9 protein-coding genes and 1 riboswitch are annotated in these 13544 nt (G+C 44.9%); of the genes, 2 read left to right on the plus strand and 7 right to left on the minus strand.

Translation table 11 applies throughout. The features are described from left to right. The first annotated feature begins 46 nt into the window (after positions 1 to 46). Positions 47 to 2452 (plus strand): alpha-L-rhamnosidase-related protein, encoded by a 2406-nt coding sequence (locus tag C4S61_RS14645; protein WP_103925559.1) that lies wholly within the window; start codon positions 47 to 49, stop codon positions 2450 to 2452. A 163-nt stretch (positions 2453 to 2615) separates the two neighbouring features. Here the strand turns inward: C4S61_RS14645 and C4S61_RS14650 are convergent, their stop codons facing one another. The 3 genes from C4S61_RS14650 to C4S61_RS14660 all read right to left on the minus strand — a co-directional run bounded on the left by C4S61_RS14650 (position 2616) and on the right by C4S61_RS14660 (position 6193). Further along, the gene (locus C4S61_RS14650) at positions 2616 to 4829 is read right to left on the minus strand and encodes a DUF5916 domain-containing protein (protein WP_235010008.1); all 2214 of its coding nucleotides are present in this window, start codon (positions 4827 to 4829) and stop codon (positions 2616 to 2618) included. An 86-nt stretch (positions 4830 to 4915) separates the two neighbouring features. Beyond that, positions 4916 to 5344 carry a secondary thiamine-phosphate synthase enzyme YjbQ gene (locus C4S61_RS14655; protein WP_103925560.1) on the minus strand — a complete coding sequence of 143 codons (429 nt, stop codon included), beginning with the start codon at positions 5342 to 5344 and terminating at the stop codon, positions 4916 to 4918. Positions 5345 to 5347: 3 nt separating this feature from the next. Further along, on the minus strand, positions 5348 to 6193 hold the full coding sequence (locus tag C4S61_RS14660; RefSeq protein ID WP_103925561.1) for a fumarylacetoacetate hydrolase family protein: 846 nt from the start codon (positions 6191 to 6193) through the stop codon (positions 5348 to 5350). An 89-nt stretch (positions 6194 to 6282) separates the two neighbouring features. Beyond that, a riboswitch (TPP riboswitch) is annotated at positions 6283 to 6379 on the plus strand. Positions 6380 to 6518: 139 nt separating this feature from the next. On the opposite strand from C4S61_RS14660, the gene C4S61_RS14665 reads away from it, so the two are divergent. Next, complete coding sequence (locus C4S61_RS14665; protein ID WP_103925562.1) at positions 6519 to 8909, plus strand: TonB-dependent receptor; 2391 nt, start codon at positions 6519 to 6521, stop codon at positions 8907 to 8909. Positions 8910 to 9172: 263 nt separating this feature from the next. Here C4S61_RS14665 and C4S61_RS14670 read toward each other — a convergent pair whose 3' ends face one another. From C4S61_RS14670 to C4S61_RS14685, 4 genes are all read right to left on the minus strand, one after another. After that, positions 9173 to 9460 carry a Fic family protein gene (locus tag C4S61_RS14670; RefSeq protein WP_103925563.1) on the minus strand — a complete coding sequence of 96 codons (288 nt, stop codon included), beginning with the start codon at positions 9458 to 9460 and terminating at the stop codon, positions 9173 to 9175. A gap of 4 nt (positions 9461 to 9464) precedes the next feature. After that, positions 9465 to 9557: a hypothetical protein gene (locus tag C4S61_RS22675; RefSeq protein ID WP_332912689.1), complete on the minus strand. Its 93-nt coding sequence runs from the start codon at positions 9555 to 9557 to the stop codon at positions 9465 to 9467. 194 nt (positions 9558 to 9751) lie between these two features. Then, positions 9752 to 10864 carry an amidohydrolase family protein gene (locus tag C4S61_RS14680; RefSeq protein ID WP_103925565.1) on the minus strand — a complete coding sequence of 371 codons (1113 nt, stop codon included), beginning with the start codon at positions 10862 to 10864 and terminating at the stop codon, positions 9752 to 9754. Between the two features lie 93 nt (positions 10865 to 10957). Beyond that, positions 10958 to 13510, minus strand: coding sequence for a M14 metallopeptidase family protein (locus C4S61_RS14685; protein ID WP_103925566.1), 2553 nt, complete (start codon positions 13508 to 13510; stop codon positions 10958 to 10960). Between the last annotated feature and the right edge of the window lie 34 nt (positions 13511 to 13544).

Raw genomic sequence — 13544 nt, forward strand, 5'->3', positions numbered from 1 at the left:
CAAAATCTGAGCAAAAGCTATAATTTTCACATTCAAATCCTTATGCATGCGACCGCTTAATCCCTACTTTCTATTTCTGCTTTTTGTGATTTTCTCCTGTTCCAGACCATCACAGGAACTGGTGTTGTTTTCGGATCTTGACTCCCAACCGGGGCTTTCCGGAAAGGCAGAATATCTAAATTCTCCATTTGCTGCTGCAGGAGATCGGGTTTACCTTGTGGGTCATCAGGATGGTACCTTTCCTGATTTGGGCTGGCATGTGGAAGGAGAGATGGGAGGAATTTGGCTCCATCCGATCAAATTGATGGATGGGTTTACTGCTTCTGTTTCTGTGGAAGAAAATACCTTTTGCCTTGACCAAGCAAATGTTTTTACCAATTACCCTTTTTCCAATGTGCTGAATTTTTCAAAACCGGAAGTAGGCATCGCGGTGGATAGGTTACAATTTGTGCCGGATGGAAGGGAAGGGATGGTCATTCTTTTCAGGATTAAAAATGTGGATAACTCCGATAAAGCTATTCGTTTTGACTTTAATGCCTACGTGGATTTGATGCCGGTGTGGCTAGGAGAGCGGACAGGGATGATTGATCATCCGGACGAAATTACCTTTAGTGATCAGACCAACACCTTTACCGGAAAGGATCAGGGCAATGACTGGTTTGTGGTTTGGGGAAGTGCGGAGGGGATCGCGCTGAATCCCACAGAATCGGCTTCCTGCACGATGTCTCCCAAGGGAAATGGCACAAATGCAGGATTTGGTTTAGACATCAATCTTCCCGCAGAATCCGAGCAGATCATACCGGTTTTCATTTCCGGTTCGACCGAAAGTGAATTGAAAGCCCTGGAGACCTTAGCCGATCTCCGATCAAATCTTCAAAGCGATTGGATGGCTAAAAAAGAGCGCTATGAGGCTATTCAAGCACTTTCAAAAATCAACATTCCTGACAAGGAATTGCAGCAGGCGGTTGAGTGGACGAAATACAACACGGATTGGCTGGTGCGGGATGTCCCCGGAATCGGGAGAGGATTTGGGGCGGGTTTGCCGGATTACCCCTGGTTTTTTGGAGTGGATAGTGAGTACACGATTCAGGGACTGATCACCACGGGTCGAAAGGACTTGGTGTATTCCACGATCGAACTTATCCACAGGCTCTCCCAAAAGGAAAATGGCAACGGCCGCATCGTGCACGAAGTGAGCACCAATGGAGTGGTTTTCAATCCCGGAAACATCAATGAAACGCCACAATGGGTGTCCACGATTTGGGAGGTATATCGGTGGACAGGAGATCGGGAGTTTTTGGAAACCTATTTTCCATCCATTGAAAAAGGATTAAGCTGGCTTTTGGAGGAAAATGACAAAGACGGGAATTTCCTGGCCGATGGATATGGTATGATGGAGATTCATGGCTTAGAATCGGAGATGATCGATGTGGCAGTTTACAGCCAAAAAGCTTTTGCAGATGCGGCCAAAATGGCCGAAATTCTGGGAAAATCGGAACTTTCTAAAAGTTATCAACAAACCGCTGATGCCTTGTCCGTCAAAATCAATTCAGATTTTTGGGTTCCCGAATTTGGAAGTTATGCGGATTTTATTGGTACGTCAGAGGATGCGCTTCATTTGATTGATGGAGCAATTATTCGTGCAGATACTTTAAATAAACCTTGGGCTGTGGCGGAATTGCAAGCCACAAAAGCCAAGTTATCCATACTACCGAAAGGGCAAAAACAGGGTTTTGTCCTGTATCACAATTGGGTCGTCAATACCCCGATGGAAACGGGAATAGCAGATCCGGAAAAGTCGAGAATCGCGCTGGAGACGGGCAGAAAATACACCAATCCATTTGGGGTTTTTGTCACAGGAATTGACCGGGATGAACGTGCGGAAAATGAGGATGGCTCTTTTGTTGGAAGCAAAAGCTTTTCCTACACAGGTGCTGTGATGACTTTGCCGACAGGGGTTTCGGCCATTGGAGAAAATAACTACGGCAATCCGGATCAGGCCTTGGATTACCTCAAGCGGATGACGCGGAGTTTTAGCTTTGCACTGCCCGGGTCGATTTATGAAGTGTCTCCGGATTACGGCATGTTCACTCAAGCTTGGAATTTGTATAGCTATGCAGTTCCGATCATCACCCAATTTTTTGGAATCAAACCCGATGCTGGAAACAAGGAAATTTCCATTCGTCCACAGATGCCAAGCACTTGGGAGGAAGCCTCTATCCAAAAAGTGATCATTGGCGACAATGAAATCAGCATGAGCTATGTGGATAAGTCTGGAGTTTTAGCCATCGAAGTGGAGCAAACCCAATCCAAATGGGGGATTTCGATTGAGATTTCTGAGGAATTTACTAAGGTTAAGATTTTGGGAAAAGAGGTTAGTTCGGACACTCAAAACGGGTACCGAAGGATTTTGATGACTGGGAAAAAGGTAAGGGTGGAGGCGAGTAAGTAAAAGCCATCAAGATGTTCTCACAGTTTTGCTCAGATTAAACCATTAAGAATTTGAGGACATTAAGATTGGAGCGGTAAATTCAGGCTCTTAATTTTCTTAATTCCTTAATGTTAGAAAAAAAATAGACCGGTCAGGTTTTTGAAAACCTGACCGGTCTGAGCTTTTATAAATTCAACCAATAGTTCAGCTTCAGTACCAAAGACCGCTGCTTGGGCATAAAGTCTCCGGGAAAATAATTATCCGTGTAAACTAGGAAGAAATCTGAAACAGGCGCATATCTCCATTGCAGTCGGGTGTTAATATTGAGATTGTTGATCTGGTTATTGTATTGGATAAAGGTCGTCCAGAAGATTTTTTTGCTGAAAGTCAGATCTATTCTGGGTCCGACCAATATTAAATCCGCATCGTTTTGAGGTTTTGGCAACCGGATTCTGGCGTAGTTAAAGTTCATCGAAATATTGGCCAGATAGCCTAATCTCGCCCCCATTTCGCTGGTGAATCGCTGGAAATTTCCGGTAAAATATTGACCGGCTTCTGCATCCAGCTGGACATTGAAAATATTTCTTGGGTTGCTTTGGTATTCAATCTGCAAAGTTCTGTTGGTATAGTCCGTGCCTGCAAGGAGCTGTTCTCCGCCTGTTCGAGTCGGATCAAAATCTTCAAACAGGTAGAGGTAGCGATTTCGATGAGTGATTTCAAGTTCAGAGAGTGAATTGAACCGAATCAGATAGCCCAGATCGATATCACGATCCGTTAGTCCGATTTCTTCATTCCAATAGCCTTCATATTCCAGTTTTGGTCCATGCCGGTTGATTAGTCTTGAGTTGGGGTAGAATAGATAAGAGACATCAGGATTGAGTCTTTTGAAGTTTACCCGAGGTACAAATCCTACGGCAGGATTGAAATTTTGTCCGATATCCTGATAGCTGAAGCTCCAGTTCCAGTGGATATCGGTAAAGAGCAAATAGGCATTGAAAGAGTAGGGTGAATCTTTCTTTTCGGATTCAAACGTGCGGTGGTAGTATACCTTACCCGTCCATTTTCCATCAGCAGAGTTTAGGTTATAATCCACACCTAAAAGCCGATTGTAAGCAGTTGGATCAAATAATTGCTGGAATTCATCCAAGGCCAAGGATTCTTTGTTCACGTAGATCAGCCCGACATTGGATCGGGTAAACACCTTTTTCTGAAGTGCCAAAACCGTGAAATTTTTTCCTGCAGCTCCAGCGTCCTCATCGGTTGCAGTTTGCATATTCATCGCTCCGATTCTCCAGTCTTCCTTGATTTTACCGCTGATTCGGGCACCATAGATGATTTTGCTTTGGATATTTTGACCTGTGGCAGAATCTACATCCACTCCGATTCTTCTGGAGAAAAAGGGACGGGATCGTTGTTGTCCAAAACTGTCAAACAGATCGGCATTTTCAAGAAAGAACTGTCTTCTTTCCGGGAAAAAAATCTCAAAACGATCCAAATTCGTCACCTGCTGGTCTACTTCTACCTGTGAAAAATCCGGATTGAATGTCAAATCCAAATTCAATGCAGGCCCAATCCCGATTTTGGCATCGCCCCCAAAGGCCGGAGTGAGTGGTTCGGATGTTCCTTCAAGAAAGTTTCTGGACATTCTTGCGGCCGTGTAGGGAATAAGAGAAATGTTGGCAGAGGTCTTCTTAATTGGCTCTTCGAAGATGAGCTTCTTACTGAAAGCTGTCGAAATGATAGGGAAATTTCTTGGAATTGGAGTCCAAGTACTTCGTTCACCCAATTCACTGTCGATCCGATAGACATTCAGATTCCAGTTTTGAGCCTCGTCATTGAAGCGAAGCGTGGACAAAGGAATTACAAATTCGGCTTGCCAGTGATTTTCAAATATTTTAGCTTCAGAAAACCACTTATTGTCCCACGCAAGGCTTAGATCTTCTGATCTGTTGCCACCGTTCGATATGAGTCCTTCACGCTGTACACCATAAGGATTAATGCCGAAAGAAAAAGCATTGGTCTTGTCATTGAAAGTATCCATGACAAATACGATGGCATCGTTTTGCTCGCCTCGGAAGTCGCGCCGAAGTGAGGTCGACACATACTTTCTGGGACCAAGATTTTCCATTACTGCCGCGATGTAAAGATTCTGATCATCAAAGGCAATTTTCATTCGGGTATTTACCTTGGAAGCAGAGGTATCGGAAGGAAAATATTGCATAAAGTTTCCGTTCCATCCTTCGGGATTTGTCCAGATTTCCTCGTCCAGATTACCGTCAAGCGTGATAGGCTCCTGCAATTTGAAAGCAAAAGCATTCGCCTGAGCTGGTGATTGGGCAAAAGTATGATCGATGAAGAGAAAACAGCACAAGGCTGCGATTCCAAGAGAAGATTTCATGCAAGGTCTGTGGCTTGCAAAAGTAACTTTGTCAAATGATTCCAACCAAGTAATTTTACCAATGGTTAAGCTCCTTTTTTAAGGCATTATTTGGTACCGAAAGCGGTCAGGATTAGGTTTCTATTGCCTCCGTGATGACGAAACTCACAGAGGTAAATTCCCTGCCAAATTCCCAAGGCGAGTTTTCCACCGGAAATCGGTATTTGAAGACTGACACCAAAAAATGCGCTTTTAATATGAGCAGGCATATCATCTGTCCCTTCATAGTCGTGGACAAAGCGTGGATAAGTCTCTGGAATTAATTCGCTTATGAAAGTTTGGAAATCTTTTCTCACTGTAGGGTCCGCGTTTTCATTGATGCACAATCCTGCTGAAGTATGCTGTAGAAATACTTGTAAAAATCCAATCCGAATATCCTGGATTTCGGGAATTTTTTTTTCGATTTGATCCGTGATCAGATGATATCCTTGTGGATAACTAGGAAGACGAAGGGATTTTTGGAAGAAAACGGACATTGGTTAAATTTTCCCAACCTTATTTTCTAAAGTCCCAATACCATCAATGGTGATTTTTACCACATCGGCAGCCTGAAGCGTAAAATTATCCGGCACGATACCTGTCCCGGTCATCATCAGGCAACCGATCGGAAACGTGCTGGATCTGAAAAGCCAGTCTGCGAGTTCCTGAGGCTTTCGCTTCATCTGTGCCAAAGTAGTCTCTCCCGATGCTTCGGTTTTACCGTTTCTTAAAATTTCCAGACTGATTTTAGTTGAATCTGGGAGCAATTCTTCCTGTATCAAAATGCATGGACCTATGGCTGCACTACCCTGATACACTTTCGCCTGAGGCAAATAGAGCGGATTTTCTCCCTCGATGCTTCTGCTGCTCATGTCATTTCCTACGGTAAATCCCTGAACTTTTCCCGAAGGGGAAATCAATAAAGTCAATTCCGGCTCTGGTACATCCCAAGTGGAATCTTTGCGGATATTGACTGTCTCGCCGGGGTTGGAAACACGGCTTGAAGTGGCTTTGAAGAATAGCTCCGGTCGATCTGCGGTGTACACTTTGTCGTAAAAGTCTGCTCCTCCTGCATCTTGGGATTCTTCCATTCTGGCCGTTCGACTTCGGTAATAAGTCACGCCAGCTGCCCAGACTTCCTGATTTCCCATGGGGGCCAAAAGTCCCTCCTCCTTCAATTCTTCCGCTTTTTCGAAGGAAATCTTCTCCCAATGCGCTGCTTCTGATTTCAAAAGTTTGGGAAGGTTTTCTCTACCCAAGAGTTGATCCCAATCGAGTTCAGGTCCGAGAAAAATGCCGTTTTCAGATTCTAAAAGTGTTCCCGCCGTTAATTTGTAAAGCTTCATAGGTTTATAGGGGTTTATTTTTTCGGGAATTTATAAAAAGGAATTGAAGGAAGAGACTTGCAATGAAACTTTTCGCTCGTACCTTTGTCTTAGATCATAAGGGGTGCCTTAACAAAACGGGCTGAGATCATACCCATACGACCTGATCCGGGTAATGCCGGCGAAGGGAAATGAGAAAGTAAAGCGTTGCTGCCAGTGAACATGCCGAAGTGGTACCCTTCGGGCAATTTAGCAGTTTTCGTTTTGCACAGCGGGTAAACTATTACGGAAAACCTCCCTTGGGTTTTCTAATGTTTCACTCAATACCCGAAAGGGGAGAATTATCATGCAAAAGTTAGTATTTGGCTTGGTGCTATACCTAGCCGCAATTTCCGCTTGGGCGCAGAATAGCATCAGCGGGAAAGTAGTGGACGCTAAAAGCAATGTGCCTTTGGTGGGGGCATCGCTATGGGCCGAAACGGCCGGAAGAGGCACGGTCACCGATGAAAACGGACTATTCGAGCTTGGTAGGTTATCGGAGGGAAGTCTCCGGATTCGAGTGTCCTACCTTGGGTATGAGACAGAAGTAATCACTGTGGTGGTTCCGCAATCTGGCGATCTTGAAATTAAACTGGAACCCAAGGATATACTCACGGAGGAGTTTATCGTATCGGCTACACGTGCTTCAGGAAGCACGCCAACGACCTTCAGTATTGTGGATAAGTCCGAAATCGCCAAACGAAATTTGGGACAGGACATTCCAATACTGCTGAATTTTACCCCTTCTGTGGTGAGTTATTCTGATGCAGGAGCCGGCGTAGGTTATACCGGATTGCGGATTCGGGGCACAGACCAAACCCGGATCAATGCCACAGTTAACGGCATTCCACTGAATGACGCAGAGTCGCATGGGGTCTTTTGGGTGAATATGCCGGACTTTGCTTCCTCTGTGGAAAACGTGCAGATCCAACGTGGGGTCGGAACTTCGACCAACGGGGCGGCTACTTTTGGCGCCAGCCTCAATTTCCAAACCGATACCCGCCGAGATGATGCCTATGCCGAACTGGATAACGGTTTTGGCTCTTTCAATACTTGGAGACATACGGTTAAAGCTGGCACAGGACTGCTAAATGATCGATTTGCAGTGGATGCTCGACTTTCCAAAATCACCTCAGATGGCTATGTGGATCGGGCATTTTCTGACTTAAGCAGTTGGTTTGTCTCCGGTGGATATTATGGAGAAAAAAATATGATCAAGTTGATCGCTTTTTCGGGAAAAGAGCAAACCTATCAAAGCTGGTATGGCCTCCCTGAAGACAAGCTGGAAAATGACAGGACGCATAATTTCTACACCTATGACAATGAGACGGACAATTACCAACAGGATCACTATCAGCTGATCTACACCGGGAAAGTCGGGTCCAACTGGAAGACAAATCTGGCGCTTCATTATACCTACGGAAGAGGATATTACGAACAGTACAGGGAAAATGACCGGTTTTCTAATTATGCTTTACCCAATGTGATCATTGGAGACGAAACGATCACCAGAACCGACATCATCCGTAGACGTTGGCTGGATAATGATTTCTTCGGTTTTGTTGGTTCGGTGAATTATGTCTCCACAGACGGAAAGCTGGATATGATCCTAGGTGGAGGTGCCAATCGCTATGATGGAGCTCATTTTGGAGAAATCATCTGGGCCCGAATCGCCGGAAATACCAATATCCGTGACCGATACTACGACAACAATGCGATCAAAGATGATCGAAATATTTATGCGAAAGCAACTTACGAAGTCAGTCCGGGGTTGAATCTTTTTGGTGATCTGCAGGTGCGAGGAATCAATTACACTTTCGATGGAGTGAATGATGATCAACGAGTCGTGTCCGGGCAGGAGAATTACACCTTTTTCAATCCTAAGTTTGGATTTTCCTATGAAAAGGGAAATCAGACCTTCTATGCCAGCTATGCTGTGGCCAACCGGGAACCTACCCGATCTGACTTCACAGATAATCCAATCTCAGAAGTGCCAAGACCGGAAAAGTTAAACAACATCGAAGCAGGTGTGCGTGCCAAAGCTGGAAATTTCAGCTACAATGCCAACTTCTACTACATGGACTATCGGGATCAATTGATCTTGACCGGACAGATCAATGATGTGGGAGCTTACATTCGGGAAAATGTTGCCTCTTCTTACCGTGCAGGGATCGAATTGGACGGAGCATATCGGCTTTCTTCGGCCTGGACTTTGGGTGGAAATATTGCATTCAGTCAAAACAAAATCAAGGAATTCACCGAGTACATAGACGATTACAGTGTGGCCGAATTTCAGCAGGAAGCAATTACTTACACCAACACCGACATCGCCTTCTCCCCAAATGTGGTTGGTTCGGCCATCATCGAGTTCAAGCCAACCAAAAATCTGTCGCTCAACTGGCTAAGTAAGTATGTAGGTCAGCAATTCCTGGATAATACCGCAAATGAAAGCAGGGCTTTGGATGCTTTCTTCACCAATGATCTGCGAATCAGCTATTCAGCGACTCCTAGGTTTTTCAAGGGATTGGAAGTCAACCTCCTGATCAATAACATCTTCAATGAGCTGTATGAGCCAAATGGCTATACCTTCAGCTATTTCGTGCCTGGAGAAACGAGCGGGAGGGAATTAGTCACAGAGAACTTCTACTACCCTCAGGCGGGAACGAATTTCCTGTTGGGATTGAGTTTGAAGTTTTAGGGATTTTTCCCGCTGATTTTCGCAGAAAAAGTCGCTGATAAGCGCAGATTTTAAAAATCAATTTGTCCTGCTTTTCCGAAAGCAGGACATTTTTTCTTTAAAAATTTCCCACAGATATTCACAGAAATCTTGAGATCAGCGAGAATCAGCGTGTAAAAATCCGCGCAAATCAGCGGGAAATCTATCATCGGCTACTCAGCATGGCAAACAGTTTTTTATTCACATAATAATTCCCTGTTCGCAGGTCTTTCTTTTCGTAGCACTCAATTTCCATCATAGAAAGGGTGGATGCTCTCAAACTGAAAGTGCATAATTGCCATTTTTACCAGGGGATCGTAATCGCTCAGTTCAGTATTTTGGATAAATTGCTCCAAATTGGTCATCAGGTTCAAAATCTCCTCCGAATCCTGAGGAGGTAAATAGACAATTTCGCCTGTTTGGGCATTTTTCAACGCTGTTCCAGGAATCTTGCCAAAGCCCGCATTATTTCCTTTTAATGTCTCCTGAATTTTTAAAATAGTCTGATTGGTGAGCAATCCCTTCGTCTGCACTAGCTCAAAAACCCCGCATCATTGCTGCCATGTAGTTCCGCACTTCTTTGACATCAGGACTGATGCTAACTTCAAAGTCCAAATTGGCTTTGTACAAGTCGTCATGGGTCGTGATGATGTTTTCTACCGAAGAACTGACTTTGTTTCACAAAGATAAATCTCCGCAAATCTTCGTATCTCAATCAGTGCCCTTCTCCGGGAGAAAGGGAAATTTTCCACAGAGACCCAAAGAAAAATCCGCGAATATCTGCGCTTTAAAATCTGCGTTGATCTGCGGAAAAACAAAGTAAATCAATTGGGAAACTGCGACTTGTCCAGTCCAGGCACAATTCGCAACGCGTTTTTATAGTACACTTTCTTCAGTATTTCGTCTGGTAGACCCAATCCGTACATTTTCCAGTAGGCATGGTATTTTTTGTAGTAGGGAAAATACTCGTCTTCTGTCTCCAGAACCCTAAAGTAGGTGTAAAATTCCTCCTTATTGTAAGCGTCTTTTCCGAAGAGAATACGGTCTTGATATTTGGTGAAAAATTCCTTTGCCCGCTTTGGCTGGCGTCCCAATTCTGCGATAATAGCCCCGATTTCAAAGTTCACATTTGGATACTTGTCCAAATGAGCACCCGCGGCATCGAGATCATTGGCCATCCAACCCATGTGAGCGTTGATGAAGGTGGTTTTGGGATGCTTGGCAAAGACACGGTGCTGCTCGGCAATAATTTGTTCAAACGGTGCCGGATCAGTTGGCGATCTTTTTCGGTTTGGGTTAAGTTTCAGTTCCAGCCAGCGTTCGTTTGTGGAGTCCATGGGCTGCCAGAATTGCGCAGGATCTGCCGAGTGAATCAGAACGGGGATTCCCAGTTCGCCGGCTTTGGCCCAAACAGGATCCAGGTCCGGATGATCCACTGGGATTCGGTTGCCATTGATGTCTTTGGAATTCAGACCTAAGCTTTTATAAATTTTCAGCCCTGCTGCTCCTGCTGCCACATCCTCCTCCAGTTCTTTTATAGCTATTCTGGTCCATTCCGAATCCCCAAATCCTGCAAAATTCAAGTTGGTGAAAACCATAAAACGCCCCGGGGCATGGGTTTTGAACTCCTGAAGCATGGATTTGATGTATTCCTGCTGGGAATTGCTGTCGCCACGACCAAATCCTCTACCACTCAGATTGACCAATACGCCCATGTTTAGTTCGTCCATTTCCTTGACGAGTTGGTCGATTTTGGCTTCATTGATACCTCCTTGATGGCTATGGATGTCTACGAAAGGAAATTTTGCCCGTGATACGGGGTTTTGTGGCACTTTGAGTGTGGAGGGGGGATTGTAGTTTTCAAAGCTCATCTCCTGAGCCGATGAAATTCCCGCAGAAAATAGAAATGCTGTAAATAAAGATAGTGCTTTGTTCATGAGCGATTAAACTGAAATCAGATCGATTTGGATTTGAAAATTCTTTAAGTGGGAAAAAAGAAATCCCGACGGGTTAATCGGGATTTCACTGTTTTAACGTGCTGTGCCGCCGTCGATTACCTGACCAAAGAAAATGGAATTCATATATAACTTATTGGTTCCAAACCAGAATGCTCTGAAGTTTGGATTGTCTGCAAATCCTACGATTCTACCTCTACCCACGCCTGAGATTCGGATGACACTTCCGTTTTGAATTCCCGGAAGGTTACTTGGGTGAAGGTAGCCTGAGGCAAGGGGATTTTCGGTGTAAACCAGAGGATTCGCATACGGGTTAGGAGACACTTCCATGAAGAAGTTATCGTTTCTGAATGTGTAGATTTCCTTTTCGCTATAGCCATAACCTATCGGGTGGGTGATGTCAAGATTTGCTTTGAAAATGGCTCCGAAAGTTCCTTTTGCTCCAGTTGCATTTTCAAAATCGGCATAGCTTTTTTGAATGCCTTTTTCAGCATTATCCACAGTTCTGAAGGTGAAATTGCCAATTTCATTTTGAGCAAGAAATTGAAGCGCACCGCCTTTTGCGACGAGTGTTCCACCCCTTGATGTCCATTCTTTCAACTTCTCAGCGCCAGTTTTTCCAAGGGAATTATAGTTGCCATCTGCCATCAGGATCACATTATATCGATCTAGATTAGCATTGTTAACTGAACCCACAGGAAGTAGTGTTACAGGCATTTTCATACGCTGATCAAGTAGGTGCCAGATTTCACCTGCTTCGCCACTGTCTACTCCGCCATCCACGAGCAGTGCGATTTGGGGAGTTTTTAGTGGAGCCATAAAAGTCGATCCCAAATTTGCACCGCTGGTATAGCCAGTAATTAGGGCGTGGATGTCCACATGAGCCTCCGACGCGATTTCCTGTAGTTTTGCAAAAAAGGCGTCTTCGTCTAAGCCAGATTCGCCTTTATCAATCAAAAGGGTGCCCCTGCCGAAGGTTTTGCCTTCGGCTGTTGAGAATTCTGCATTGGACACCCGCACCAGAAAACCTGACTTGAGGAGCTGATAAGCGGCTTTTGGAGCATAGTAATCTGTCCACTCCATGGCATAGTGATACGCACCGGCATTGCCTATGACTTTTCCCGGAGCTAATACAAAATCAGTTTTGTCTACTTGTTTGACATTGGCCAAATTGAGGATTTTACTATTTAGTGCCATGTAGTCCAGATGAAAAGCCATCGGATAAGTCCAAGCTGAGATGTCGTAGAACAAGCTGTCTTTGAAGGTGGTCCGCGTCTCAAACATGGCCTTGATCAGTCGGTATTGAGGCTGATCCGCGGGGACGATGTAGGAAGTCTCTTTTTTGAATTCCTGGCCGTTTACTGTAATGTTTTCATTGAGTGCAAAGACTTTGATGTCGTGCTGCAAAATCAAGTCAGCCAAGTGAAAACTTCGGGCATCATCATTTTTGGCCCCGAAAATATAGGCCTTGTTGGTGTCTGTGTCAGTTTCGGTTTTGATCTCGGTGTAAAAATCCCTCATCCACTGGTTCAATTCCACGCGCATTTCTTTCGCAGCCTGATAAGAGGATAAATTGGCAGTAAACTGATTTCTAATCGTGAAGGGGAAGCTCAACATCCCATTGGCACTTTCCTGCAAATGTCCTCTTGAGCTTGCCTGCTCAAAAAGAATTCCGATGGATCCCTGCACGTCCGGATAGGTAGAGCCTTTTCCATAGTAGAAATCATCGTAATTCTCCTGATTGTAATAAAGTGAACCGATTTGATCTAAGGCTTTAGCGTGGTAAGTTCCAATCTTTTCGGTCAATTCAAAGTTCTTGTCCGGCGTCAATGGGTGCATTCTGGCTGGAACGCCCGGTTGGAAAAAGAAGGTGCTGTTGGTTCCCATTTCATGAAAATCCAAGTGGATGTTTGGAAGCCAGCTTTGGAAGACCCTCACCCGATTTCTGGACTCAGGGTGCTGTACGGGAAGCCAGTCCCGGTTTAAATCAAACCAATAGTGATTCGTGCGGCCTCTTGGCCATGCTTCATTCAGTTCCCGCTGGGCAGGATCACCATTCATCGTAAATGCCTTGTGCGAATTGACCCAGGAAGCAAAACGATTAAGTCCATCCGGATTGATGGCAGGATCGAGTAGAAGTACGATGTTTTCAAGATCTTCGGAGATTTCATTTGCTGCTGCAAAATGATAGGCGGCCACCAAGGAGGCATTCGCCCCACTGGGTTCATTCCCATGCACGGAATAGCCCATAAACATGACCACAGGCATATTTTCTATTGACACCGATGCATTGGGGTCCCGGAGTTTGGCCCGCTCTGCCTTGATTTGATCCAGTTTGCCCAGATTGGCAGGGGAGGTGATTGTCAAAAGTGTCTGTGGCCGCTTTTCATAAGATCTGCCTGTTTCTTCAAAAATCACCCGATCTGAAGCTTCCGCCACTGCTTTCATGTACATCACGAGTTGATCGTGGGTGACGTGCCACTCGCCGACTTCATAGCCCAAAACCTGCTTTGGTGTAGGGACAGCGGGATTGTAGGTGTAGCCTTTTGGAAGGTAATAACTCAGATCTTGCGCAATCGTGAGTGAAGTAAAAAGGGCTAAAAGCACTGCAAGCGTGTACTTCTTCATGGGGTGGTTTTTAAACTTTGGCCTAAATTCTAAT

The organism is Algoriphagus boritolerans DSM 17298 = JCM 18970 (assembly GCF_900108085.1).
GTDB lineage: Bacteria > Bacteroidota > Bacteroidia > Cytophagales > Cyclobacteriaceae > Algoriphagus > Algoriphagus boritolerans.